Annotated in this window: 26 protein-coding genes; 20 read left to right on the plus strand and 6 right to left on the minus strand. The window is 67.7% G+C overall.

The genetic code is table 11. The features are described 5' to 3' along the window. Window positions 1-115: 115 nt before the first annotated feature. Complete coding sequence (locus tag ACO07Z_RS02910; RefSeq protein ID WP_244377193.1) at window positions 116-328, plus strand: cold-shock protein; 213 nt, start codon at window positions 116-118, stop codon at window positions 326-328. A gap of 273 nt (window positions 329-601) precedes the next feature. Next, window positions 602-817 (plus strand): cold-shock protein, encoded by a 216-nt coding sequence (locus tag ACO07Z_RS02915; RefSeq protein WP_013165949.1) that lies wholly within the window; start codon window positions 602-604, stop codon window positions 815-817. Between the two features lie 224 nt (window positions 818-1,041). Here the strand turns inward: ACO07Z_RS02915 and ACO07Z_RS02920 are convergent, their stop codons facing one another. The 3 genes from ACO07Z_RS02920 to ACO07Z_RS02930 are packed head-to-tail and all read right to left on the minus strand — an operon-like array spanning window position 1,042 to window position 4,618. Beyond that, entirely contained in the window at window positions 1,042-1,869 is an 828-nt protein-coding gene (locus ACO07Z_RS02920) for an alpha/beta hydrolase (RefSeq protein ID WP_421697322.1), read from the minus strand. A gap of 14 nt (window positions 1,870-1,883) precedes the next feature. Further along, window positions 1,884-3,371, minus strand: coding sequence for an NAD-dependent succinate-semialdehyde dehydrogenase (locus ACO07Z_RS02925; protein WP_421697323.1), 1,488 nt, complete (start codon window positions 3,369-3,371; stop codon window positions 1,884-1,886). After that, the gene (locus tag ACO07Z_RS02930) at window positions 3,368-4,618 is read right to left on the minus strand and encodes an iron-containing alcohol dehydrogenase (RefSeq protein ID WP_421697324.1); all 1,251 of its coding nucleotides are present in this window, start codon (window positions 4,616-4,618) and stop codon (window positions 3,368-3,370) included. The genes ACO07Z_RS02925 and ACO07Z_RS02930 overlap by 4 nt, the downstream gene beginning before the upstream one ends. A gap of 195 nt (window positions 4,619-4,813) precedes the next feature. Between ACO07Z_RS02930 and ACO07Z_RS02935 the strand changes: the two genes are divergently transcribed. From ACO07Z_RS02935 to ACO07Z_RS02955, 5 genes are all read left to right on the plus strand, one after another. Then, the gene (locus tag ACO07Z_RS02935; protein WP_421697873.1) at window positions 4,814-5,464 is read left to right on the plus strand and encodes a GntR family transcriptional regulator; all 651 of its coding nucleotides are present in this window, start codon (window positions 4,814-4,816) and stop codon (window positions 5,462-5,464) included. Next, the gene (locus ACO07Z_RS02940) at window positions 5,461-7,029 is read left to right on the plus strand and encodes a sugar ABC transporter ATP-binding protein (protein ID WP_421697325.1); all 1,569 of its coding nucleotides are present in this window, start codon (window positions 5,461-5,463) and stop codon (window positions 7,027-7,029) included. The genes ACO07Z_RS02935 and ACO07Z_RS02940 overlap by 4 nt, the downstream gene beginning before the upstream one ends. Continuing rightward, window positions 7,030-8,022, plus strand: a complete 993-nt coding sequence (locus ACO07Z_RS02945; RefSeq protein WP_244377185.1) for an ABC transporter permease — start codon at window positions 7,030-7,032, stop codon at window positions 8,020-8,022. It begins immediately after the preceding gene. A 77-nt stretch (window positions 8,023-8,099) separates the two neighbouring features. Beyond that, window positions 8,100-9,050 (plus strand): substrate-binding domain-containing protein, encoded by a 951-nt coding sequence (locus ACO07Z_RS02950; protein WP_421697326.1) that lies wholly within the window; start codon window positions 8,100-8,102, stop codon window positions 9,048-9,050. Window positions 9,051-9,104: 54 nt separating this feature from the next. Beyond that, window positions 9,105-9,722: a DJ-1/PfpI family protein gene (locus ACO07Z_RS02955; RefSeq protein WP_244377181.1), complete on the plus strand. Its 618-nt coding sequence runs from the start codon at window positions 9,105-9,107 to the stop codon at window positions 9,720-9,722. 206 nt (window positions 9,723-9,928) lie between these two features. Here ACO07Z_RS02955 and ACO07Z_RS02960 read toward each other — a convergent pair whose 3' ends face one another. Genes ACO07Z_RS02960 through puuE form a run of 3 tightly spaced genes read right to left on the minus strand, consistent with a single transcriptional unit; the run spans window position 9,929 to window position 13,354 of the window. Further along, window positions 9,929-11,167: a M20/M25/M40 family metallo-hydrolase gene (locus tag ACO07Z_RS02960; RefSeq protein ID WP_421697327.1), complete on the minus strand. Its 1,239-nt coding sequence runs from the start codon at window positions 11,165-11,167 to the stop codon at window positions 9,929-9,931. 10 nt (window positions 11,168-11,177) lie between these two features. After that, window positions 11,178-12,437 (minus strand): allantoate amidohydrolase, encoded by a 1,260-nt coding sequence (locus ACO07Z_RS02965; protein ID WP_421697328.1) that lies wholly within the window; start codon window positions 12,435-12,437, stop codon window positions 11,178-11,180. Next, window positions 12,434-13,354: an allantoinase PuuE gene (gene puuE / locus ACO07Z_RS02970; RefSeq protein WP_421697329.1), complete on the minus strand. Its 921-nt coding sequence runs from the start codon at window positions 13,352-13,354 to the stop codon at window positions 12,434-12,436. Before puuE ends, ACO07Z_RS02965 begins: the two co-directional genes overlap by 4 nt. Before the next feature lie 234 nt (window positions 13,355-13,588). On the opposite strand from puuE, the gene ACO07Z_RS02975 reads away from it, so the two are divergent. From ACO07Z_RS02975 to ACO07Z_RS03035, 13 genes are all read left to right on the plus strand, one after another. Next, window positions 13,589-14,785 (plus strand): ABC transporter substrate-binding protein, encoded by a 1,197-nt coding sequence (locus ACO07Z_RS02975; RefSeq protein ID WP_421697330.1) that lies wholly within the window; start codon window positions 13,589-13,591, stop codon window positions 14,783-14,785. A 68-nt stretch (window positions 14,786-14,853) separates the two neighbouring features. Further along, entirely contained in the window at window positions 14,854-15,720 is an 867-nt protein-coding gene (locus ACO07Z_RS02980; protein ID WP_421697331.1) for a branched-chain amino acid ABC transporter permease, read from the plus strand. A 4-nt stretch (window positions 15,721-15,724) separates the two neighbouring features. Further along, complete coding sequence (locus tag ACO07Z_RS02985) at window positions 15,725-16,699, plus strand: branched-chain amino acid ABC transporter permease (RefSeq protein WP_421697332.1); 975 nt, start codon at window positions 15,725-15,727, stop codon at window positions 16,697-16,699. A 2-nt stretch (window positions 16,700-16,701) separates the two neighbouring features. Next, window positions 16,702-17,481 (plus strand): ABC transporter ATP-binding protein, encoded by a 780-nt coding sequence (locus ACO07Z_RS02990; protein ID WP_307020098.1) that lies wholly within the window; start codon window positions 16,702-16,704, stop codon window positions 17,479-17,481. Between the two features lie 2 nt (window positions 17,482-17,483). Then, complete coding sequence (locus ACO07Z_RS02995; protein ID WP_244377165.1) at window positions 17,484-18,206, plus strand: ABC transporter ATP-binding protein; 723 nt, start codon at window positions 17,484-17,486, stop codon at window positions 18,204-18,206. Window positions 18,207-18,215: 9 nt separating this feature from the next. Continuing rightward, the gene (locus ACO07Z_RS03000; protein ID WP_421697333.1) at window positions 18,216-18,947 is read left to right on the plus strand and encodes an aspartate/glutamate racemase family protein; all 732 of its coding nucleotides are present in this window, start codon (window positions 18,216-18,218) and stop codon (window positions 18,945-18,947) included. A 90-nt stretch (window positions 18,948-19,037) separates the two neighbouring features. Beyond that, entirely contained in the window at window positions 19,038-19,736 is a 699-nt protein-coding gene (locus tag ACO07Z_RS03005) for a GntR family transcriptional regulator (RefSeq protein ID WP_421697334.1), read from the plus strand. A 179-nt stretch (window positions 19,737-19,915) separates the two neighbouring features. Further along, complete coding sequence (locus ACO07Z_RS03010; protein WP_244377159.1) at window positions 19,916-20,587, plus strand: GntR family transcriptional regulator; 672 nt, start codon at window positions 19,916-19,918, stop codon at window positions 20,585-20,587. 49 nt (window positions 20,588-20,636) lie between these two features. Continuing rightward, window positions 20,637-21,482, plus strand: a complete 846-nt coding sequence (locus ACO07Z_RS03015; protein ID WP_421697335.1) for a transporter substrate-binding domain-containing protein — start codon at window positions 20,637-20,639, stop codon at window positions 21,480-21,482. A 54-nt stretch (window positions 21,483-21,536) separates the two neighbouring features. After that, window positions 21,537-22,256 (plus strand): ABC transporter permease, encoded by a 720-nt coding sequence (locus ACO07Z_RS03020; RefSeq protein WP_421697336.1) that lies wholly within the window; start codon window positions 21,537-21,539, stop codon window positions 22,254-22,256. Continuing rightward, window positions 22,253-22,984, plus strand: coding sequence for an ABC transporter permease (locus ACO07Z_RS03025; protein WP_421697874.1), 732 nt, complete (start codon window positions 22,253-22,255; stop codon window positions 22,982-22,984). Before ACO07Z_RS03020 ends, ACO07Z_RS03025 begins: the two co-directional genes overlap by 4 nt. Then, window positions 22,981-23,808 (plus strand): ABC transporter ATP-binding protein, encoded by an 828-nt coding sequence (locus ACO07Z_RS03030; protein ID WP_421697337.1) that lies wholly within the window; start codon window positions 22,981-22,983, stop codon window positions 23,806-23,808. Before ACO07Z_RS03025 ends, ACO07Z_RS03030 begins: the two co-directional genes overlap by 4 nt. A 43-nt stretch (window positions 23,809-23,851) precedes the next feature. Beyond that, window positions 23,852-25,231 (plus strand): aspartate aminotransferase family protein, encoded by a 1,380-nt coding sequence (locus ACO07Z_RS03035; protein WP_421697338.1) that lies wholly within the window; start codon window positions 23,852-23,854, stop codon window positions 25,229-25,231. The last annotated feature ends 2 nt before the right edge of the window (window positions 25,232-25,233 follow it).

Consider the following 25,233-nt stretch of genomic DNA (forward strand, 5'->3'; position numbering starts at 1 on the left):
AATTCGCCGGACGCCGGTTGCCGCAAGGCGGCGCCGGGCGGCGGGGGGGCGGCGCAGTTCGGCGGGTCCCGGTGAGGATTCGCCGGTGTCTCACTGGTCTCGAAGGTTGTGTCTGATGGCGGATACCGGCACGGTTAAGTGGTTCAACGAGCAGAAGGGCTACGGCTTCATCCAGCCCGATAATGGCGGCAAGGACGTGTTCGTCCACATCAGCGCGGTGCAGCGCTCGGGCCTGCAGGGGCTGCGCGACGGGGAGAAGGTGTCCTTCGAGCTGCAGACCGACCAGCGCTCGGGCAAGACCTCGGCGGTCAATCTGCGTCCGGCGTGAGCCTGCAGGGCCGATCCCGGTCGGTCGTATTCGATGAAAATCGAGGGAATGTCGTCGCTTTTCGGGGCGGCGACATTTCGCTGCGGAAGCCTTGCTTCTGCCACGCGCGCCTCTTGCAAACACAGCTATTCGCGCTAGTCTCTCGCGCAGACTTTGGCTGGACTCTGGGCCGTTTCACCTGCGGGTGCACGTTCAGCTTTTCTTCCAAATTCGACCCAGCGGCTTGGCCCCGGCCACGCCGGATGTGCAACCTCGATACGTGAGACTATCCTAATGTCTACCCAGACCGGCACCGTGAAGTGGTTCAACGATCAGAAGGGCTACGGCTTCATTCAGCCCGATGGCGCTGGCAAGGACGTTTTCGTCCACATCAGCGCGGTTCAGCGTTCGGGCCTCCAGGGCCTGCGTGACGGCGAGAAGGTCTCCTTCGAGCTGCAGACCGACCAGCGTTCGGGCAAGACCTCCGCGGTCAACCTGCGCGTCGGCTGAGCCAGCCCTCCGGGGCCGGCGGCCGCCGCCGGCTTCTGCGTAAACAAGGGAGAGCCGTCGGCCCCGCCGGGCCGGCGGCTCTTTCCTTTTGGCTGCCGCCCGGCCGAAAGGTGACCGAGGCCGAGGCGCGGGTGTCGGAGCTTCAGCCCGAACCGACGCGGCGGGCGTTCGGGCGTCAGTCCGTCACGCCCACGCCGGCAGCGCGTGGCGCGCGGGCCTGATTCTCACGGCGCGGGGGCGAGCAGGCGGGCGAGCTGGAGCGCGGCCTCCGTGCCGCCTGTGCCGAGATCGGCGACCAGGCTCATATGGTCCGCCCCCGCGACAGTGGCGGCGTCCACATCGACGCCGGCCTGTGTGAGATGCCGGGCGAAGGCGGCGGACTGCGCGTGGAACGGCGCGGTCTCGCGCTCCCCCACCAGCAGCGCCACATGTCCGCCCGGGCCATAGGCGTGGCGCAGCGGGCTGTACTGCGCGACCTCTTCATCGGTGAGGGCGATCAGCTCTTTGAGGAAGGAGCCTTGCAGCGGCGCGAGATCGTAGAGCCCGCTGAGCAGCAGGGCGCCGTTGATCGCGCCGGCGAGGCCGGGATCGGCACGCATCAGCGCGCCGAGATGGCCCCCCGCCGAATGGCCGGACAGGGTGAGGCGGGCTGGGTCGCCGCCAAATGCGCCGATATGGCCGCGCACCCAGCCGCAGGCGCGCCGCAGCTGGGCAATGAGGGTCTCCATCCGCACCGCCGGCATCAGCGCATAATCGACAATGACGGCGATCGCCCCCGCCTCTGTGACGGTTTCGGCGACGAAGGAGAAGTCCTCCTTGGCGAACATCCGCCAATAGCCGCCATGGATGAACAGGTGCACCGCCCCCGTCGCCGTGTCGGGGGGCGGGAAGAACAGGTCGAGCCGTTCCGCCGGCGTCGGCCCATAGGCGATGTCGGCGCACATCGGCAGACGGGCACGGGTGGCGGCGCTGCGGGTGGCGTAATCCGCCACGTGCCGGTCGAAATCCGGCACATGGTCGCGGGTGCGGAACGGATCGGGCGTGTGGGCCATAAGCGCGGCCGGGTTCAGAGCCCGGTGGCGATGTATTTCGCCTCCAGAAATTCCATCACGCCGTGATGCCCGCCCTCGCGGCCGAGGCCGGACTGCTTGGTGCCGCCGAACGGCGCGGCGGGATCGGAGACGAGGCCGCGATTGAGGCCGACCATGCCGGTTTCGATCCGTCGCGACACGCGCAGGCCGCGCGCGAGATCGCGTGTGAAGACATAGGCGGCGAGGCCGTATTCCGTGGCATTGGCGAGCGCTACCGCCTCGTCCTCGGTCTCGAACCGGCTGAGCGCGGCGACCGGGCCGAAAATCTCCTCGCACGCCATGGCCGCGTCGGCGGGCACATCGGCGAGCACGGTGGGCGGGTAGAAATGCCCCGGCCCCTGCGGGCGCGTGCCGCCGCAGAGCAGCCGCGCCCCGCGCGCGAGCGCGTCTTCCACCAGCCGCTCGATCTTGTCCACCGCCTTGCCGGTGATCATCGGCCCGCACTCGGTGGCGCCATCCACGCCGGGGCCGACCTTGAGCGCGGCCATGCGGCGGGTGAGTTCTTCGGCGAAGCGGTCGTAAAGCCCGGCCTGCACATAGATGCGGTTGGCGGCGGTGCAAGCCTCGCCCGCATTGCGCATCTTGGCCAGCATCGCGCCTTCGATCGCCACGTCGAGATCGGCATCGTCGAACACGAGGAGCGGGGCGTTGCCGCCAAGCTCCATCGAGCAGCTGATGACGTTCTTCGCCGCTTCGGCCAGCAGCGCGCGGCCCACCGGGGTGGAGCCGGTGAAGGAGAGCTTGCGCACGCGCGGGTCGGCCAGCATCGCGGCGGTGACCGGGCCGGGCGTGGAGGTGGTGAGCACATTGACCACGCCGGGCGGCACGCCGGCTTCCTCATACAGCGCGGCGAGGGCGTAGGCGGTGAGCGGGGTCTCGCTCGCCGGCTTCAGCACCACGGTGCACCCCGCCGCCAGCGCCGGGGCGATCTTGCGGGTGGCCATGGCAGCGGGGAAGTTCCACGGGGTGATGAGCACGCCGATGCCGATCGGCTCATATTCGACGATGATGTGGTTGCCGCCGGCGGGGGAGAGCGCGAAATTGCCGCTGATGCGCACGGCTTCCTCGGCGTTCCAGCGGAAGAATTCGGCGGCATAGGCGACCTCGCCGCGCGCATCGCGCAGCGCCTTGCCGTTTTCCAGCGAAATCAGTCGGGCGAGATCGTCGGCGCGGGCGGTCATCAGCTCGAAGCAGCGGCGCAGGATTTCCGAGCGGCGGCGCGGCGGGGTCGCGCGCCAGGCGGGGGCGGCGGCTGCGGCGGCGTTCACCGCCGCCATCGCCTCGGCCACCCCGGCATCCGGCACCTCGGCGAGCACCGCACCGTTCGAGGGATCGATGACCGGGATGCGCGCGCCCGCCTCCGGCCACGACCACTCCCCGCCAATATAGAGCCCGCGCGCGCCATCGGCCGGCGCGATACGAGGGGCAGCGCCGGCGGCGAGCGGGGCGGTGGCGATGTTCATGGCAGGACTTCCTGTTCGAGGGCGACGGCCGCCGCCGTGAGGTCGCCGACATAGGCGGCGTCCAGCAGGCGGGCCATCTCCGGGGCGGCGATGGGGCGGGGATTGTTGCGGATCAGCCGCTCGATGGCGAGCGCCTGCTCGCCGGTCCAGGCGAGCTGGTCGTGCGTGAGGCCGAGACCGGCGAGGGTCGGGCAGATGCCGATGGCGGCGAGGAGGCGTGCCACCTCGTCGATCGCCGCCTGGGCCAGCGCGGCGCGGGAACGCCCCTCGGCGGGCAGGCCCAGCGCCAGGGCGATCTCGGCCAGATCGTCCGCGGCAGCCTCGCGGTTGAAGCGCATCACATAGGGCAGCAGCGTCGCGACGCCGAGCCCGTGCGCGGTGTGGGTGAGGGCGCCGACCGGGTATTGGATGGCATGGGCGGCGGCGGTGCCGGCGGTGCCGAAAGCGCAGCCGGCGGCGAGCGCGGCCAGCATCACATCGGCCCGCACCTCTTCATCCGCGCCGTCGCGGCAGGCCCGCTCCAGGCTGCGGCCGAGCAGGCTTATGGCGAGCCGGGCGAAATGATCGGTGAGCGCGCTTTTGCCGATGAACACATGGCGCTGCGCCAGTTCCGGCGATGGCGCCCGGCGCCCGGCCGTGAATGCCTCGATGGCATGGGTGAGCGCGTCGGCTCCGGCAATGGCGGTGAGGGCGGGCGGGCAGGAAAGGGTGAGGTCGGGATCGCAGATCGCCGCGCGGGGCAGCAGGTGCGGGCTGGAAATGCCGACCTTCAGCGTGCGGTCGGGATCGGAGATCACCGCCACCGGCGTCGCCTCCGAGCCGGTACCGGCGGTGGTCGGCACCGCGATGATCGGCAGCACCGGGCCGGGCACCTTGAACTCCCCGTAATAGTCCGGCAGCCGGCCGCCATGGCTGAGGAGCAGCGCGGCGCATTTGGCCATATCGAGGCAGCTGCCACCGCCAATGCCGATCACCAGATCGGGGGCGAAGGCGCGCGCGGCCTCGGCGCACTCCGCCGCGCTGTCGCGCGGCACGTCCGGCAGCACGCGGTCATCGACCCGCACCGTCAGCCCGGCCTGTTCCAGCCCGGCGATCATCTGCGCGAGTTCGGGGGACGCGGACAGGCGCTCATCGGTACAGATCAGCGCCCGGGTGCCGAGGCGGTGGGCGACGGCGGGCAAAGCGTGGCGCTGGCCCTTGCCGAACAGGATTTCGCTGGGGAGCCGAAGGGCGGCGAAGGAGGTCACGGCTTTATCCATCTGAAAAGGCACGGCATTTCAGCCTGCCGGTGCGCCCTACACGAAATCGTATAGGATATCGTATTGAATGCGGCAGAGGATCATGCTAGCTCTGGATCATTGTCAAGGGGCAAAACCGTGCGCAGTCCGAAAGCTCTCGCCACTTCCGCTCTCTCCGCCGCACCGCGTGACGGTTCGCAGGCGATCCAGCGCAATGCCGGCCTCGCCGAGGAGGTCTATGAGGCCATTCTCGCCCGGCTGATGGCGCTGAAGATCCCACCGGGCTCGCGCATCACGGTCGACAATCTGGTGCGCGAACTCGCGGTGTCGCAGACGCCGATCCGCGAGGCGCTCGGCCGGCTGGAAGGCGAGGGGCTGGTGGTGAAAACCCACCTCGTCGGCTACAGCGCCGCGCCGCAGATCACCCGCACCCGCTTCAACGAGCTGTACGAACTGCGCCTGCTGCTGGAGCCGGACGCTGCCAGCCGCGCGGCGGCGGTCATGACGGATGACGCGCTGGCCGATCTGACCGAGGCCGCCGGGGTGATGTCGCGCGAGGGCGGTGCCGACGACCGGGCGCGCTATTCGCAATTCGCCCGCCAGGACGCGCTGTTCCATGACCGCATTCTGGAGGTTGCCGGCAACACGCTGATCCGCGAGACGCTGGCCCACCAGCACACCCACTTCCACATCTTCCGCCTGATGTTCCACGCCCGCGTCACCGAGGAGGCGCTGGACGAGCACGCGGCGATCCTCGCGGCCTTCGCCGCGCGCGATCCCGAGGCTGCCCGGCAGGCGATGCGCCTGCATATCGAGCGCTCGCGTGACCGGCTGCTGCCGGCGTTCGACCTATGACCGCCGCGCCGCTCGCCCTCGCCCCGGCCGAGACGGCCGCGCCGGTGCTGCGCGCCGAACATCTCGCCAAGGAGTTCAGCGGGGTGCGGGTGCTCTCCGACGTGTCGCTCGACCTGCGCGCCGGCGAGATTCACGCCGTCATCGGCGAGAACGGCGCCGGCAAGTCGACGCTGATGCGGCTACTGTCGGGTTATCTCAGGCCCAGCGAGGGGACGCTGTTTCTCGACGGCGCGCCCGTCGCCTTCCACGCGCCGAAGGAGGCGCAGGCCGCCGGCATCGCGCTGGTGCATCAGGAAATCCTGCTCGCCGACGCGCTGACCGTCACCGAGAACATCTTCATCGGCCGCGAGATCGCCCGCTTCGGCCGGCTGGACGAGCGCGCCATGCGTGCGGCGACGGCGGCGCAGCTGGCCGAGATCGGCTGCAAAGTGTCGCCGACTGCGCTGGTGCGCGACATCTCGCTCGCCAACCGGCAATTGGTGCAGATCGCCAAGGCGCTGCTCGGCACGCAGCGCGTCGTCATCTTCGACGAGCCCACCGCCGTGCTGACCCATGACGAGGTCGATCCGCTGCTCGACATCATTGCCGAGCTGCGGGCACGCGGCGTCGCCATTCTCTATATCAGCCACCGGCTGGACGAGGTGGAGCGGCTCGCCGACCGGGTGACGGTGCTGCGCGACGGCCGCATGGTCGGCACCTATGACGCGCAGGGCCTGACGCCGCAGCGCATGGCGAGCCTCATGGTCGGGCGCGAGTTTTCCAGCCTCTATCCCGCGCGGCAGGACCCGGCACGGCTCGCCGCTGCGGACGCCGCGCCCGCGCTGGAGATCGAGAACGCCCATGTCCCCGGCTTCGTGGCGGATGTGTCGCTGAGCCTGCGCGAGGGAGAAATCCTCGGCCTCGCCGGCATGATCGGCGCCGGCCGCACCGAACTGTTCGAGGGTCTGCTCGGTCTGCGGCCCGCCAGCTTCGGCGCGGTGCGGCTGCATGGCGAGCCGGTGCAGTTCCACTCCCCGGCGCAGGCGGCGGCGCGCGGCGTCGGCTATCTCACCGAGGACCGCAAGGGCAAGGGCCTGCTGCTGGACGAGAAGCTGGCGCCGAATCTCACCCTCGCCGCGCTCGACCGGGTTCATCCTGCCGCCGGGCTCGACCTCGCCGGCGAAGCCCGGCTGCTCGACCGCGCGGTGACGGGTTACGACATCCGCCTGCGCAGCCGCGAGGCGAAGGCCGGCCAGCTCTCGGGCGGCAACCAGCAGAAACTCTTGCTCGCCAAGGTGATGCTCAACGAGCCGACGGTGCTCATCATCGACGAGCCGACGCGCGGCATCGACATCGCCAATAAGAGCCAGATCTACGCCTTCATCCAGTCGCTGGTGCGCGAGGGGCGCTCCTGCATCGTCATCTCCTCGGAAATGCAGGAACTGATCGGCCTGTGCGACCGCATCCTCGTCATGCGCGCCGGCCGGATCAATGGCGAACTCGCCGGCGACGCCATGACCGAAAGCAATGTCGCGCTCTGCGCCACCAGCAGCGCGGCCAATGAACAAAATCTGGGAGGAACATAGATGGCTGACCTGGCCGCCGCGCCCCCGCGCGCCTCGCATGGCTGGTCGATCGGCTGGGGCGATGCGGGCCCCTTCCTGGCGCTGGCCGCGCTGGTGCTGATCGGATTCCTCATCAATCCCGACTTCCTGTCGGCCAACAACATCGCCAATGTCGTCACCCGCAGCGCCTTCATCGCCATCATCGCCATCGGCGCCACCTTCGTCATCGCCTCGGGCGGGCTCGACCTTTCCGTCGGCTCGATGGCGGCGTTCATCACCGGGGTGATGATCCTGTTCATGAACTGGGCGGCGCCGAGCGTCGGCACGGCGGCGATCCCGCTCGGCATGGCGGTGGCGCTGGTGACGGGGCTGGCCTGCGGCCTGCTCAACGGCACCATCGTCACCCTCGGCCGCATCGAACCCTTCATTGCCACGCTCGGCACGATGGGCATCTTCCGCGCGCTGATCACCTATATGACCGATGGCGGCACGGTGGCGATCGACCGCAGCCTGCGCGAGGCCTACCGGCCGGTCTATTTCGGCGATGTGCTCGGCGTGCCGATCCCGATCCTGGTCTCGCTCGCCGTCGCGCTCATCGCCGCCTATGTGCTCTACCGCACCCGCTATGGACGCCGCTGCGTCGCGGTCGGGGCGAATGAGGATGTGGCGCGCTATTCCGGCATCTCCGTGGCGCGGGTGCGCACCATGGCCTTCGTCATCCAGGGCGCCTGCGTCGCCATCGCCGCCATCTGCTACGTGCCGCGCCTCGGGGCGGCGACGCCGACCACCGGCGTGCTGTGGGAATTGCAGGTCATCACCGCCGTCGTCATCGGCGGCACCGCCCTGCGCGGCGGGCGCGGGCGGGTGTGGGGCACGGTCGCCGGTGCGGTGATCCTCGAATTCATCGCCAATCTGATGGTCCTGTCCGACTTCGTCTCCGAGTACCTCGTCGCCGCTGTGCAGGGGGTGATCATCATCATCGCCATGCTGATCCAGCGCATGTCGAAGAGGTAGCCGGCCTGAGAACCGCCCCGCGCGAGGCAGCCGCGACGGCCGCGATCAATCAAGACTGCCGCACCATGGAGGAAACAATGCTGAAAAATACCCTGATCGCCGCCGGCGTGACGACAGCGCTGCTGGCCGCCGGCCCGGCCCTCGCCGCCGAGAAGAAGACCATCGCCGTCTCCATTCCGGCCGCCGACCATGGCTGGACCGCCGGCGTCGTCTACCACGCCAATGCCGCCGCTAAGGAAATCAACAAGGCGTTTCCCGGCATCGAGGTGATTGTGAAGACCTCGCCCTCGGCCAGCGCGCAGGTGAGCGCCATCGAGGACCTGTCGGCGACGCGCAAGCTCGACGCGCTGGTCATCCTGCCGCACACCTCGGAGGAACTGACCACGCCGGTGAAGGCGATCAAGGACAAGGGCAGCTTCATCACCGTGGTCGATCGCGGGCTGAACGATCCGAAGATCCAGGATCTCTATGTCGCTGGCGACAACATCGCGGTCGGCTACAACACCGCGAAGTTCCTGGTGGAGAAGATGGGCGGCAAGGGCAATCTCGTCGTGCTGCGCGGCATTCCGACCGTGATCGACGATGAGCGCATCAAGGGCTTCCAGGACGGCATCGCCGGCACGCAGATGAAGATCCTCGACATCCAGTACGCCAACTGGAACAGCGACGAGGCCTTCAAGCTGATGCAGGATTATCTCGCCAAATACCCGCAGATCGACGCGGTGTGGGCCAATGACGACGACATGCTGCTCGGCGTGCTGGAAGCGATCAAGCAGTCCGGCCGCAAGGAGATCAAATTCGCCCTCGGCGGCAACGGCATGAAGGAAATCATCGAGAAGGTGAAGGCGGGCGACGCGGTGACGCCGGTGGAGACACCCTATCCGCCCTCCATGATCAAGACCGCGATCTACCTGACCGCCGCGCATTTCGCCGGCCACGCCCCGGTGCGCGGCACGCTGAAGCTCGACGCGCCGCTGATCACCAAGGAGAACGCGGACGAGTATTATTTCCCGGACTCGCCTTTCTGAGGCGCGGGGCTACGTCAGATTGATAAAACCACGACAACAGCTGAGGAAACCACCATGGCGGGTAAGAAAATCCTGATGCTCACCGGCGAGTTCACCGAGGAATACGAGATTTTCGTGTTCCAGCAGGGAATGGAAGCCGTCGGCCACACCGTGCATGTCGTCTGCCCGGACAAAAAGGCCGGCGACAAGATCCAGACCTCGCTGCACGATTTCGAGGGCCACCAGACCTATATCGAGCGCTACGGCCACCTCGCCGACATAAACAAAACCTTCTCCGAGGTGAAGCTGGAGGAGTATGACGCCGTCTACTGCGCTGGCGGGCGCGGGCCGGAATATATCCGCACCGACAAGCGCATCCAGGCCATGGTCCGCCACTTCCACGAGACCGGGAAGCCGATCTTCACCATCTGCCACGGCGTGCAGATCCTCATCGCCGTGGACGGGGTGGTGACGGGCAAGCGGGTCGGCGCGCTCGGCGCCTGCGAGCCGGAAGTGCGCCTTGCCGGCGGCACCTATGTCGACCTCTCCCCGACCGAGGCGCTGGTCGACGGCAATATGGTCTCGGCCAAGGGCTGGACGGCGCTTGCCGCCTTCATGCGCGAATGCCTGAAGGTGCTGGGCACCGAAATCCGCCACGCCGACACCGTGCCCGCCGCCAGCCGCGCGGCCTGACGCGCCCTGTCCCGCAAAGCTCTCCCGGCCTTCCGGCCGGGAGACGGCGTGCCGGGCCGCCTTGGGGGGCGGGTGAAGGCGGCCCGGCGCGTTTGCTTCGAGCCCGATCCGACCAGGTTGAATCGACCTGATCGGATCAGGCTCTAAATGAGTGATAGAGAACGTTTTATCGATCTGATTGCGCTGCGATCAGATCGCGACGTGCTCTAGCTGAGGTCGCCGCCGAGCACATCCGCCAGCGTCCGTGCGACGACCTTGGTGGCGCGGGTCAGATCAGCCAGCGGCAGGCGCTCATCGGCGCGGTGGGCGTTGGCCTCCTCGATGGAGCGCGGGCCGGCGCCATAGAGCACGGTCGGCACGCCGGCGGCGGCGTAGAGCCGGGCGTCGGTGTAGAGCGGCACGCCGACGGCCTTGATCGGCTCGCCCATCACCGCGCTGGCATGGCGGCACAGCACCTCGCTCAGGCGTTCGGACGCCGGGGTGGGGGTGAGCGGGGTGGCGAGCAGGATGCGGCGCACCTCGACCCGGGCCTCGGGGAAATCCTGCGCCGCCGCCGCGATCACCGCGCGCAGTTCCGCCTCCACTTCCACCGGGTTCTCTTCCGGGATCATCCGCCGGTCGAGGCGGAAGGTGATGCGGTCGGGCACGACATTGGTATTGATGCCGCCGCGGATCAGCCCCACCGTCATTTGCGGGCTGCCAATGCCGGCAATGGCCGAAACGCGGGCGGCCAGGCCCTTGCGCCAGGCATAGAGCGCGCTCAGCACATGGTTCGCCGCCTCCAGCGCGTCGATGCCGGTGAACGGCTTGGCGGCATGGGCCGAGCGGCCGTTCACCTCGACTTCCAGATGCAGGCAGCCATTATGGGCGTTGACCACGCCATAGGAGAAGCCGGCGGAAAGGGCGTAGTCCGGCCGACTCAGCCCTTCGCGCAGCAGCCAGCCCGGCCCGATCTCGCCGCCGGCCTCCTCGTCATAGGTGAAGTGCAGTTCCACCGTGCCGCCCAGCGCCGCGCCGCTCTGTTTCAGCGCGATCAGCGCCCAGAGATAGGTGGCGAAGTCGGATTTCGAGACGGCGACGCCGCGCCCATACATCCAGCCATCGACGATCTCGGCGCCATAGGGGTCATGGGTCCAGCCCTCGCCCGGCGGCACCACGTCGCCATGGGCGTTGAGCGCGACGACGGGGCCGTCGCCGAAGCGGTGGCGCACGATCAGATTGGTCGCGGACACCATGCCATTGGCGCGCACGAGCTCATCCGGCACCGCGTGGCGCTCGACGGTGAAGCCAAGCGCCTCGATCAGGCGCGCGGTGGCCTCGGCATGCGGGGTGCAGTCGCCGGCCGGATTGTCCGAGGGCATGCGGACGATCGCGGCGAGAAAGTCGATCTGGCGGTCGCGCTCATGGTCGATGATGTCGTTCAGGCGGTGGGCAAGCGTGGACATGGGGTACCCGTCAGCAGGCTGGGCGCCGGGGCGGCGCGTAATCGCGGAGAAAATCGAGAAGCACGGCGACCGCCGTCCCGGCATCCTCGACGGTGATCGACTCGGTGGGACTGTGGCTCATGCCGCCGGCGCAGCGCACGAACAGCATGCCGACCGGGCAGAGCGCGGCCATGGCGAGCCCGTCATGGCCGGCGCCGCTCGGCAGGTGACGGGGCGGGATGTTCTGCCGCTCCACCGCCCGCTGCAGCCGGGCCTGCAGTTCGGCGTCGCAAGCGACCGCCGGCGCCTCATAGAAGCAGGCCATCCCAACCTTGACGCCGCGCCGGGCGCCGATGGCGTTGAGGTGGCTGGACAGTTGCTCGATGGCGGCGCGACGCACCGCATCGAACGGGCTGCGGATATCGAGGGTGAGGCGCGCGCCGGCGGCGATCACGTTCACCGCTCCGGGCAGGGCGGTGAAGCAGCCGACCGTGGCGACAAGATCAGGCGTGCGCTGCGCCAGTTCCTCCACCGCGAGCACGATCTCCGCCGCCGCCGCCACCGCATCGTGGCGCAGGTTCATCGGCACCGTGCCGGCATGGCCGGCCTCGCCGTCAATGTCGATGGTGAAGCGGCTGGCGCCGCTGATGGCGGTGACGACGCCGACGGCGAGATCCTCGCTCTCCAGCACCGGGCCCTGCTCGATATGGATTTCGACATAACCCTCCACCGCGCTTGGCTCGTGCCGGGCGCTGGCGAGCGCGTCGGGGCGGCCACCGAAGGCGGCGAGCGCGTCGCGCAGGCGGACTCCGTCGGCGTCGACGGCGTCCAGCACCGAGGGATCGAGCGTGCCGGCGACGGCGCGGGAGCCGGAGAGGGTGACGGGAAAGCGCACGCCTTCCTCATCGCCGAAGGCGAGGACTTCAAGGGCGACGGGCAGGCGTTCGCCGCGCGCGTTCAACTCGCCGACCGCTTGGATGGCAGCGAGCACGCCGAGATTGCCGTCATATTTGCCGGCGTCGCGCACCGTGTCGATATGCGAGCCCAGCAGCAGAACCGGCGCGTCCGCGCTCTGGCCGGGATAGCGGCCGACGACGTTGCCGACGGCGTCCATATGCACGCTCATGCCGGCCTCTTCCATCCAGCCGGCGACGACGCGCGCCGCGCTGCGATGGGCGGGCGAGAGATAGAGCCGGGTCAGCCGCCCCGGCTCGTCGGAATAGCGGGCGAGTTCGTCAAGGCGCGCCATCAGCGCCGCGCCGCGCGGCAGGGTGGAGGGGGCGTCGTTCATGCCGCCACCGGCGCGTGCTCGCGGTGCCAGTGTTCGGCGATGTCGATGCGGCGGGGGATCCACACCCGGTCATGGCGCGCGAGATGGTCGAGAAACCGCACCAGCCCGCGGGCGCGGCCTGGGCGGCCGGCGAGGCGGCAATGCAGGCCGACCGTCATCATGCGCGGGGCGTCGGCGCCCTCTTCATAGAGCTGGTCGAAGCTGTCGCGCAGATAGACGAAGAAGTCCTCGCCATGGGCGAAGCCCTGCGCATTGGTGAAACGCATGTCGTTGGCGTCGAGCGTGTAGGGGATGACGAGATGCGGCCCGGCGCGGCCCTTCAGCCAATAGGGCAGGTCGTCGGCATAGGAATCCGAGGAGTAGCGGAAGCCGCCTTCCTCCATCACCAGCCGCTGCGTGTTCTCCGAGGTGCGGCCGAGATACATGCCGAGCGGCCGCTCGCCCGTGACCTCGCGGTGAAGGCGGATGGCCTCGCGCAGATGCGCGCGCTCCTCCGTCTCGGGGATGTTGCGGTAGTCGATCCATTTGAGGCCGTGGCTGGCGATTTCCCAGCCATCTTCCTTCATCGCCGCCACCTGCTCCGGCGAGCGCATCAGCGCGGTGGCGACGCCATAGACCGTCACCGGCAGGTTGCGCTCGCGGAAGATCCGCCGCAGCCGCCAGAAGCCGGCGCGCGAGCCATATTCATACATGCTCTCGACATTCATATGCCGCTGGCCCGGCCAGGGCTGGGCGCCGAGCACGTCGGAGAGGAAGGCCTCGGAGGCGGCATCGCCGTGCAGGAGGCAGTTCTCGCCGCCTTCCTCGTAATTGACGACGAACTGCACCGCGACCCGGGCCCCGCCCGGCCAGCGCGGATCGGGCGCAGCGTCGCCATAGCCGAGAAGATCGCGAGGGTAGGGCGGGGGATGGGCCATGCTCTGTCACCGGCGCTGCAAGATCATGGAAAATCGCGGGAGTTGCGGGGCCTGGCAAGGGGTGCGCCGGCCATCCGTTTCGTCCCTGTTTTCTTCGCATACGGTATTGTATCCAAAAATCTCCGTCAATGTTGACAATCCTGCGGGCGTGCCCTCTCATTACCTCAGAACGCGGGAGAACAGAGCGCCAAGCAAGGTCGCCGCTCGCGTCAAGTTCACAGAGGAAACACCCCGATGACCACGCGCCGCTCTGTCCTGATGGGCACTGCCCTCGCCGCCGTTTCCGGCCTCGCCCTTTCGGCCGGCCTCACCCCCGCCACCGCCGCCGAGAATGAGCTGAAGATCGGCTTCGTCGGCGTCACCAGCGGCCCCGCCGCCGCCTGGGGCACCTCGAATGTGCGCTCCATGCAGGTGCGCGCCGACTGGCTCAACGAGCTGGGCGGGGTGAAGATCGGCGACGACACCTACAAGATCAATGTCGTCACCTTCGACGACCAGAAGGACCCCAAGCGCGCCATCGCCGGCATGGAGAAGATGGCGCAGGAGGGCATCCACTATGTCGTGGGGCCGAATGTCGATGACGGCGCCGCCGCCGTGCGGCCGGTCGCGGAATCCAAGGGGATCATCTATTTCCCCTATGCCTTCCCCAAGGAGCTTTACACCAAGCCGGCGTCCAACGCCGTGCTGGGCATGATCGCCAACTATCAGTCCGCGCCGGCGATCTACAAATACCTCAAGGAGAACAAGGGCGTGAAGAAGGTGGCGTTCATCGCCGCCAATGAGTCCGACCCGCTGAGCCAGCGCGATGGCGGCGTGGCGGCGGCCAAGGCGCTTGGCCTTGAGGTGGTGGCGCAGAACGACACCTATCCCAACGACACCCGCGACTTCACCCCGGTGCTGACGCCGATCATCCGGCTGAAGCCAGACCTGCTGGTGCTCTCCGGCGTTTCGCCCGGCAATGCTCCGCTGCTGATCCGTGCCGCGCGCGAACTCGGCTACACCGGCCTCATCTCCACCGAGACCGCGCATGACGCGGCGGTGCTGAAGGAAGGCGCGGGCGAACTGGCCGACGGCTTCATCTCGGTCGGCGGCGCCTCGACCCCGGCGATCCGCTCCAAGACCATGGACGAGTTCATCGCCCGCTACACCAAGAAGTTCGGCGAGTATAACGACGAGTCCAACACCAAGGTCTATGCGCTCGACTACATCATCGAGACTCTCAAGGCCAATCCGAAGGCGATCAACGATGTCGCCGAGTTCAAGAAGACCGTCGACACGTTCAGCGCGCCCAATCCCTATGTGAAGGAAGGCACGCTCAAATATGTCGGCACCACCTCCTTCGGCCAGAAGCGCCAGCTTTCCGTGCCGATGGTGGTGACGCAGTACAAGGACGGCGCGTTCGAGACCCTGTTCGTCGGCGAAGTCGACTGAGGCTCCTTCACCCCCGTTGAGGCCGGTGCGCGCCTGCGTGCCGGCCTCTCACCGATGGAGATCCTCGGATGGAACAGGTTATCGCCAACGGGCTGTATCTCGGCGCGCAATATGCGCTGATCGCGCTCGGACTGACCCTCATCTTCGCGCTGATGAACGTGCTCAACTTCGCCCATGGGCAGATGTACGTTCTCGGCGGCTTCGTCACCTACACGATCTATGGCCAGCTCGGCCTGCCCTTCGTGCTGGCGCTCGCCTGTTCGGCGCTGACCCTCGCCATTGTCGGCGCGCTGGTGGAGAAATTCCTCTTCCGCCCGGTGATCCGGCGAAGTTCGCGCGAGGAGAGCACCATGCTGCTCGCCGCGGCGATCGCCTTCCTGATGGACGCCATTATCCTCATCCTGTTCGGCGAGAAGCAGCGCGGCGTGCCGAAGATCATCAACGGCGTGTTCGTCTCCGACAGCCTGGTCATGCCCTATGACCGCATCCTCGTCGGGGTGATCGCCATCGCGATGATCGCCTCCTTCATGGCCTATATGCAGTACAGCCGCACCGGCCGCGCCATGCGGGCGCTGGCGCAGGACCGCGTAGCGGCGCAGCTGATGGGCGTGAATGTCGACCGCTACTCGATGATCGGCTTCGCGCTTGGCGCGCTGCTCGCCGGCGTCGTCGGCGGCCTGCTCGTCACCATTACCGGCGTCAATTCCGGCATTGGCGGCCCGATCTCCATCAAGGCGTTCCTCATGGTGATGATCGGCGGCGCGGGCGTCGTCGGTGGCGCCATCGCCGGCGGGTTCATCCTCGGCATGATGGAATCGGTCGGCCTCAACGTGCTGCGCGAGTTCGGCGACGTGACCTATCTCGTCATCTTTGTGCTGCTGATGGTGTTCCTGAGCCTTCGCCCGAACGGGCTGATGGGCAAGCCGTGGGGCTGAACCGGTGAACAACGCAACCAAGCTTCTCCTCGCCGCCGCCTTCGTCCTGTTCCTGCTGGTCGGCGTGCCGGCCCTGATCGCCGCGACCGGCCGCAACGACCTGTATTACACCCTCACTTCCGTCGCCCTGCTCTCCATCATCAGCGGCGGCGTGTGGCTGACCTTCTATATCGGCCGGATCAATATCGGGCAGGGCGCCTTCGCGCTGCTCGGCGGCTATGTCTCGGCGGTGCTGGTCACGGCCTATGGCGTCTCCTTCTGGCTCACCCTGCCGGCGGCGGGACTCGTCTGCGCGCTGGCCAGCGTGCTGATCGGCCTGCCGATCCTGCGGCTGCGCGGGGTCTACTTCGCCATGGTGACTCTGACGCTGACCGAGGTGATGCGGCTTCTCGCTCTCGCCGTGCCGATCACCAATGGTGCCAAGGGCATCGTCTCCATCCCGCTGCCGGGCGGGGTGAGCCTGTTCGGACTGACGCTGATCCCGGATTTCGCCACGCTGGAAAATCCGCGCCTCGCCTTCTACCTCGCCTCCGTGCTGCTGCTGGTGCTGTGCTTCGGCGCGCTGTATCGGCTGGTGCATTCGCGCATCGGCCATATCTGCCTGTCGCTGCAGCAGAATGAGGAACTGGCCTCCTCCATCGGGGTGAACATCGCCTCCATCCGCGTGCTCGCCTATGCCGTCTCGTCCTTCCTCGGCGGGCTGGGCGGGGCGATGTTCGCGGCGATCTCGCAGTCGATCTATCCGTCGAGCTTTACGGTCGCAGATTCCGTCAACTTCATGCTGAACTGCTTCCTCGGCGGCTTGCATTATGTGCTGGGGCCGATCCTTGGCACCTTCGCGCTGTATTTCGGCTGGGACCTGCTGTTCCAGACCGGCGTCTATCAGCTTCTCATCTTCTCCAGCGCGCTCATCGTGCTGATGCTGGTGCTGCCCAACGGGTTGCTGAGCCTGCGGCTGCCGCGCAAGAAGGGAGCCTGAGCATGGACTACATTCTCGAAGTCTCCAATCTGACCAAGCGCTATGGCGGGCTGATCGCCAATAGCGGCATCTCCTTCGGGGTGAAGGAGCATGAAATCCTCTCGGTGATCGGGCCGAACGGGGCGGGCAAGTCGACGCTGTTCAAGCAGATCGCCTCCTTCGTCACCCCCACCGAGGGCGAGGTGCGCTTCCGGGGTGAACGCATTTCCGGCCTGTCGCCGCACAAGGTGGCGCGGCTCGGCGTGGTGCGGACCTTCCAGGAAACCACCATCTTCAAGACGATGAGCGTGCGCGACAACATCATCATCGCGCACCAGCTGCGCGCGCGCACCGGGCTCGCCGGCTTCTTCTTCGGCACGCGGACCGCGCGCGAGGACGAGGCGGCCTTCGCCCGCTCGGCCGACGAGATCATCGATTTCCTCGGTCTCGGCCACCAGCGCCACGAGATCGCCAGCAACCTGCCGCACGGCCATCTGCGCGCGCTCGGCATCGCCATCGGTCTCGCCACCAACCCGGCGGTGCTGCTGCTCGACGAGCCTTTCGCCGGCATGAACCATGACGAGACACGGCGCGCGGTGGAGATCGTGCGGGCGGTGCGGGCGCGCGGGGTCACTATCCTGCTCGTCGAGCACGACATGCCGGCGGTGATGAATATTTCCGATCGCATCGTGGTGCTCAATTTCGGCCAGAAGATCGCCGAGGGCACGCCGAAGGAAATCCAGGAAAACCAGAACGTCATCGACGCCTATCTCGGGGTCGAGGACGAGTCGATCGGAATGTAGCGATGACAAGCCTTCTCTCATTCGACGACGTTCATCTCTATTACGACCACGTCTATGCGCTGAAGGGCGTTTCGCTCGCGGTGAACGAGGGCGAGACGGTGGCGCTGATCGGCGCCAACGGCGCCGGCAAGTCCTCGATCCTGCGGGCCATCACCGGCCTGCGCAAAATCCGCTCCGGCCAGATCACCTTCGATGGCCGGCGCCTCGACGGCATGGCCTCCGACGACATTGTGCGCGCCGGCATTTCCATGGTGCCGGAGGGGAGGCGGGTATTCCCGCTGATGTCGGTGCGCGACAATCTGCTGATGGGCGCCTTCACCCGCTCCTCCAAGGGCGAGATTCAGCAATCGCTGGACATGGTGCTGACGCGCTTTCCCCGGCTGAAGGAGCGCTACTCCCAGGCGGCGGGCACGATGAGCGGGGGCGAGCAGCAGATGCTGGTGATCGGCCGCGCGCTGATGGCCCGTCCCCGCCTGTTGCTGCTGGACGAGCCCTCGCTCGGTGTGGCGCCGAAGCTGGTGCAGGACATTGCCCGCTCCATCGTCGCCATCAATCGCGACGACAAGGTGAGCGTGCTGCTGGTGGAGCAGAACTCGCGCATGGCGCTGCGTATTTCGCAGAGGGCCTATGCGTTGACCATTGGTTCCATTGCGCTGAGCGGCGATTCCGCCGACATGCTGAACGATGACCGCGTAAAGAAGCTCTATCTCGGCGGAGAGATCTAGGATCAATCGATGCGTATTCTTGTCGTCAATCCCAACACCACCGCGTCGATGACCGCCAAGATAGGCGCCGCCGCGCAGGGCGCCGCCGCGCCGGGCACGCAGGTGATCGCCGTCAACCCGCCGGACGGGCCGGTGAGCATCGAGGGCTATTATGACGAGGTGTTCTCGATCCCCGGCCTGATCGCGGAGATGCGCAAGCAGCCGGACATGGACGCCTATGTCATTGCCTGCTTCGACGATACCGGGCTCGACGCCGCCCGCTGTGCCACCTCGGCGCCCGTGATCGGCATTGGCGAAGCGGCGTTCCACATGGCGAGCCTTGTGGCGGGCCGGTTCGGCGTGGTGACGACGCTGGCGCGCTCCGTGCCGGCCATCGAGCACAATCTGAAGCGCTACGGGCTGATGGAGCGCTGCGCCCGGGTTCGCTCCTCAGAGGTGGCGGTGCTGGAGCTTGAGGAGCCGGGTTCGAACGCGTCCGCGCGCATTTTGGAGGAAATCCGCCGTTCGCTGGCCGAGGACCGGGCCGAGGCCATCGTGCTCGGCTGCGCCGGCATGGCGGACCTTGCCGGGCGCCTCTCGCAGGAGGTCGGCGTGCCGGTGCTCGACGGCGTCGCCTGCGCGGTGAAGCTCGCCGAGTTGCTGGTGCAGCTCGGGCTGCGCACCTCCAAGGTCGGCGGCTACGCGCCGCCGCGCCCCAAGACCTATACGGGGATTTTTTCCCAGCTGGCCCCCGGCGCTTGACGACGTGACGGACGGCACTCGATATTACGACTGATCGGGGGACCCGGATTCACGTTACGTGCCAATGCCGGAACGGCAAGAGCGAAGAAGATGCTTGTGACCGTTCCCGAAACTGAAAAGCCCGCCGCCCGCTGGCAAGGCGTCTACGCCGCGCTGCGCGAGGCCATTATCGGCCGCAAGCTCGCGCCGGGCACCAAGCTGCCGGAAGACGCGCTTGCCGCCATCTATGCGGTGAGCCGCACCGTGGTGCGCGCCGCCCTGCAGGCGCTGTCGCATGACAGGCTGGTGCGGCTGGAGCCGAATCGCGGCGCCTTCGTCGCCAGCCCCTCCACCAAGGAGGCGCGGGAGGTGTTCGAGGCGCGCGGGCTGATCGAGCCGCAGCTGGCGGCGCTGGCGGCGCGGACGGCGACGCCCGCCGACATCGCCCATTTGCGGGCGCATCTCGCCCGGGAGCGCGAGGCGCTGGCGACCGACGCCAATGCCGCCGAGGCCATCGCCCTGTCCGCGCATTTCCATGTCGAGATCGCCGAGATCGCCGGCCATTCGATCTTTACCGGGTTCGTGCGCGACCTCGTCTCGCATTCCTCGCTGATCATCGCGCTGTACTGGACGCAGCGCGAAACCACCTGCAAATGCGAGGCACACAAGGAACTGGTGGACGCCATCGCCGAGGGCGAGCCGCTGAAGGCGGCCGCGATCATGCGCGAGCATATTACCGAGCTGCTGCTGGGGCTCGACCTGGCGCGCAAGGACAGCCCGGCGACCAGCCTGCAGGACCTGCTGAAGTAGCGCCCGCCTGGCAGGGCTGGCGCCGGCGCGCGGGCGCGGCTGCCGGCACTCATCTGCGCGCGCCCAGAGCGGCGCTTTCCCACCACATAAATCGGTATCGCGGCGGCGGACCCGTTGACGAACCCGTGCGGCCTGATCAACATTGGATAAGTGGATACACTCATCCAATCGGGCGCGGAATGACCGGCTTCTCTTCCATGGCGACAACCAGCACCGCTGAAGGCGAAGCCTATCGCTTCATCCTCGCCGGCATCCGCACCGCCCGCTTCAAGGCGGGTGAGCGGCTGATTCCGGAGGAGATCGCCACCGAGATCGGCATGAGCCGCATGCCGGTGCGCGAGGCCTTCCGCCGGCTGGCGACGGAGGGGCTGGTGCTGATCCGCCCCAATCGCGGCTGCGTCGTCGCCGGGCTGACGGTGGAGGAGATCTTCGAGGTGTTCGAGATGCGCTCGGTGCTGGAAGGGCTGGCGGTGCGGCTCGCCGTGCCGCGGCTCGATGCCGACGCCTTCGCCGAACTCGACCGGCTGCTCGACCGCATGGAACGTTCCGGCGATGGCGGGCAGGATTGGGTCGCCCGCCACCGCGAGTTTCACGAATATATCTGCTCCTTCGCCAACCGGCCGAAGCTGCTGCGCCAGATCGCGTCACTCCACGTGACTATCGAGCCCTATCTGCGCATCTGGTTTCATCACGCCGCCAAGCCGCTGACGGCGCGCGAGGAGCATCAGGCCATCATCGACAGCCTGCGCGCCGGCGATGCCGCCGCCGCCGAGGCGCTGATGAGCGAACACATTCTAACAACAGCCCCGACCCTGACCGGCTTCGCGCTCGAAACGCGCGGAGGCGGCTGAAACGGGGCGAACCTTTCCAGCACACCGCAAACCTGACAGAGGGAAGATCATGCGACACATCTTCAAATGGCTGGCCGCTTCCGCGCTCAGCCTGGCGGCCGTCACCGGCGCGCAGGCGCAGACCGCGCCCAAGGCGATCACCATTGCCACGGAAGGCGCCTATGCGCCGTGGAACTTCACCGGTCCCGACGGCAAGGCGGCGGGCTTCGAGGTCGATCTCGCGAAAGATCTGTGCGCGCGGATGAAGATCGAGTGCACCGTCGTCATCCAGGACTGGGACGGGCTCATCCCCGCGCTGACGGTCGGCAAGTTCGACGTAATCATGGCGTCCATGTTCATCACCGACAAGCGCCTGGAAGTGATCGATTTCTCCCGTCCCTATGCCATTGACCCCTCCAGCTTCGCCGTTGCCAAGACCAGCGCGCTGGCCAAGTCCGGCCTCGGCGGCAAGTTCGACCTGAACAAGGAAGGCGAGGCGCAAACCACCATCGACAAGATCAAGCCGCTGGTGAAGCGCCAGACCATCGGCGTGCAGGCCGCCACCACCAACCAGCAGTTTCTGAAGAAGTATTTCGACGGCGTGGTCGATATCCGCGAATACAAGACCACCGAGCAGCACGACCTCGACCTCGCCGCCGGCCGCGTCGACGGGCTGTTCGCCCAGCAGACCTCGCTGGCCGCCACCCTCGCCAAGCCGGAATATGCCGAGTTCGAGATCGCCGGCCCCGGCTTCCTCGGCGGCGTGTTCGGCCGTGGCACCGGCGCCGGCTTCCGCAAGACCGACACCGCGCTGCGCGACCAGTTCAACACCGCCATCGGCGAAGCGATCGCTGACGGCACCATCAAGCGGCTGTCGGAGCAGTGGCTGAAGTCCGACGTCACCCCTCCCCAGTGACGAGGCGCGGCCCCCGTCGCTGAGGCGGGGGCCGTCCGGCTTTCGGAGCACCCGATGGACCTGCCCGCTTTCGTCTCCCTGCTCGGCTTCAGTGAAAAGGGCTGGGGACCTGCGCTGCTGACCGCCGCCGGCATGACCGTGCTGCTCTCGGCCTCCGGCGTCCTGCTCGGCGCGCTGTTCGGCGGCCTTGCCGCCTTTGCCCGCCTTCGGGGCGGCCGGCTCGCGCGCGGCACCGCCGATGCCTATTGCACGCTGTTTCGCGGCGTGCCGGACCTGTTGACGATCTACCTGCTGTATTTCGGCGGCAGTTCGCTGCTGACGGCGGTCGGGCGGTTCTTCGGCGCGCAGGGCTTTGTCGGCCTGCCGACCTTTGCCACCGGCGTGCTGGCGCTCGCCATCATCTCCGGTGCCTACCAGGCCGAGGTCTATCGCGGCGCCTTCCTCGCCATTCCCGCCGGGCAGATCGAGGCCGCGCGCGCCCTCGCCATGCCCGGGCCGCTGATGCTGCGCCGGATCATCCTGCCGCAGCTGCTGCGCTACGCCATTCCCGGGCTCGGCAATGTCTGGCAGCTGATCCTGAAGGATTCCGCGCTGCTCTCGGTGATCGGGCTGGTGGAACTGATGCGCCAGTCGCAGATCGGCGCCGGCTCCACCCGCCAGCCCTTCGTGTTCTACATCGCTGCCGCCGTGCTCTATCTCGTCATCACCTTCATCAGCGGCGCCCTTATCCGCCGCGCCGAAAAGCGCAGCCTGCGCGGCGTGAGGAGGGCCTGATGGATTTCGCCTTCTTTCAGGAAGTCTTCCTCCGGCTGCTCGGCGGCGTGCCGTTGACGCTGCAACTCGCCGGCATCTCGCTGTCGATCGGCTTCGTTCTCGCCGTGGTGCTGGCGATCGCGCTGCACAACGCGTCGCCGCTCGTCGTCCTGCCGCTTCGCGGCTATGTCGCGCTGTTTCGCGGCACGCCGCTGCTGGTGCAGATCTTCCTCATCTATTACGGCCTCGGCCAGTTCCGGCCCTCGCTGCAGGCGATGGGTGTGTGGTGGCTGTTTCGCGAGCCCTATTGGTGCGTGATCCTGGCGCTCACCCTCAACACGGCGGCCTATGGCGCGGAAATCCTGCGTGGCGGGCTGCAATCCGTGCCGGCCGGGCAGGTCGAGGCGGCGCTGGCCTGCGGCATGTCGCGCGGGCTGCTCTACCGGCGCATCGTGCTGCCGCTCGCCTTTAGGCAGGCGCTGCCGGCCTATGGCAACGAGATCATCCTGATGGTGAAGGGCACCTCGCTCGCCTCCATCGTCACGCTGCTGGAAGTCACCGGCATCGCCCATCAGATCATCTCGCAGACCTACCGCGCCATCGAGGTCTTCATCTGCGCCGGGGCGATCTACCTCATCCTCAACTTCGCCATCACCCGCGCCCTGGCGTGGCTTGAACACCGCTTGTCGCCGCATCTGCGCCCGCCGCCGGCCGCGCGTTCCGCGACGCTGAAGGGAGAAGCGGCATGACCGCCCCGCAACCCTCCGCCCCGCAATCCTCCACGCCGGGCGCCGCCGCCGCGCCCGCCCGGCCGGACGCCATCGCCGTCCATGATCTGCACAAGAGCTTCGGCAGCCTGGAAGTGCTCAAGGGCATTTCGCTCACCGCCCGCGAGGGCGATGTCGTGTCGATCCTCGGCTCGTCCGGCTCCGGCAAGTCGACCCTGCTGCGCTGCCTGAACCTGCTGGAAACACCCGATGCCGGCACGCTCGCCGCCGCCGGGGAGACGCTGCGCTTCGGGCGCGACGCGGCCGGCCGCGCAGCGAAGATCGACCACCGCCGGGTGGAGCGGCTGCGGCGCTCGGTCGGCATGGTGTTCCAGAACTTCAATCTCTGGTCGCACATGACGGTGCTGGAGAACATCATCGAGGCGCCTGTCCATGTGCTGGGGCGCCCGCGCGCCGACTGCGTCGCCGAGGCGGAAGCGCTGCTCGCGAAGGTCGGCATCGCCGAGCGCCGGCATTATTACCCCGCCCATCTCTCCGGCGGACAGCAGCAGCGCGCGGCCATCGCCCGGGCGTTGGCGATGAACCCGCAGGTGCTGCTGTTCGACGAGCCGACCTCCGCGCTCGATCCCGAACTGGTGGGCGAGGTGCTGCGGGTGATGCGGGCGCTGGCCGACGAGGGCCGCACCATGCTCGTCGTCACCCATGAGATGGGCTTTGCCCGCGATGTCTCTTCCCGCGTGCTGTTCCTGCATCAGGGCGCGGTGGAGGAGGACGGCGCGCCGGCCGAGGTCTTCGCCGCCCCCCGCTCCGAGCGCTTCCGCCAGTTCATTTCCGCCCAGCGTTAAGACCGGCTGCCCGCCGGCCCGTGCCCCGACCCAAGAGGTTGCCGTGACCATTCGTCCGAATTCGCTCGAAGCGCGTGATATCGCCTATCACCTCCACCCCTACACCAATGCCGCCAAGCACCAGACCGAGGGGCCGCTGGTGCTGACCGGCGGGGAGGGCGTCTATGTCACCGACGCCAGCGGCCAGCGCTATATCGAGGGACTGGCCGGGCTGTTCAGCGCCTCGCTCGGCTTCAGCGAGCACCGGCTGGCCGAGGCGGCTTATCGCCAGATGAAGACGATGCCGTTCTACCATGCGTTCGGCCACAAGGCGACGGAGCCGGGCATCGCGCTCGCTGAGCGGCTGATCGCCATGGCGCCGGTACCGATGTCCAAGGTGTTCTTCGCCAATTCCGGCTCGGAGGCCAACGACACCGCCGTCAAGCTGATCTGGTACTACAACAACGCGCTCGGCCGGCCGCAGAAGAAGAAGATCATCTCGCGGCTGCGCGGCTATCACGGCGTCACCGTGGCGTCCGGCAGCCTCACGGGGCTGCCCTATGCGCATCGCGATTTCGACCTGCCGCTGCCGGGCATCTTGCACACCCTATGCCCGCATTACCGCCGCCACGCCGAGCCGGGGGAGAGCGAGGAAGCCTTCGCCACGCGCTGCGCGGACGAGCTCGAAGCGCTGATCCTGCGCGAGGGGCCGGAGACGGTCGCTGCATTCTTCGCTGAGCCGGTGATGGTATCGGGCGGCGTTGTGGTGCCGCCGAAGACCTATTTCGCGAAGATCCAGGCGGTGCTGAAGAAATATGACGTGCTGCTGGTGGCCGATGAGGTGATCTGCGGCTTCGCCCGCACCGGCAACATGTTCGGCACCGAAACCTATGGGCTCAAGCCCGACATGATCACGCTGGCCAAGCAGCTTTCCGCCTCCTACCTGCCGATCTCGGCGCTGATGATCAGCGAGAAGATCTACAGTGCCATCGTCGCCGAGAGCGAGAAGATCGGCACATTCGGCCATGGCTACACCTATTCCGGCCACCCGGTTGCCGCCGCCGTGGCGCTTGAAGCGCTGCGCATCTACGAGGACGACAACATTCTCGACCATGTGCGCACGGTGGGGCCGCGCTTCCAGGCGCATGTGGCGCGGCTCGGCAACCATCCGCTGGTCAGCGAGGCGCGCGGGGTCGGGCTGGTGGCGGGGCTGGAACTCTCGCCCGACAAGACCACCGCCTTCGACCCCAGCCTGCTGGTGGCGAGCCAGGCGGCGCGCTTCGCGCAGAACCACGGCGTCATCACCCGCGGCATGAACGACACGCTCAGCCTCTGCCCGCCGCTGATCATCACCGAGGCCGAGATCGACGAACTGATGCAGCGCATCGAGCGCGCGCTGGACGACACGCGCGACTGGGCGCGCAGCGCCGGCCTGATGGCGTGAGG

Origin of the sequence: Ancylobacter sp. (genome assembly GCF_965229075.1) — a bacterium.
Lineage (GTDB): Bacteria > Pseudomonadota > Alphaproteobacteria > Rhizobiales > Xanthobacteraceae > Ancylobacter.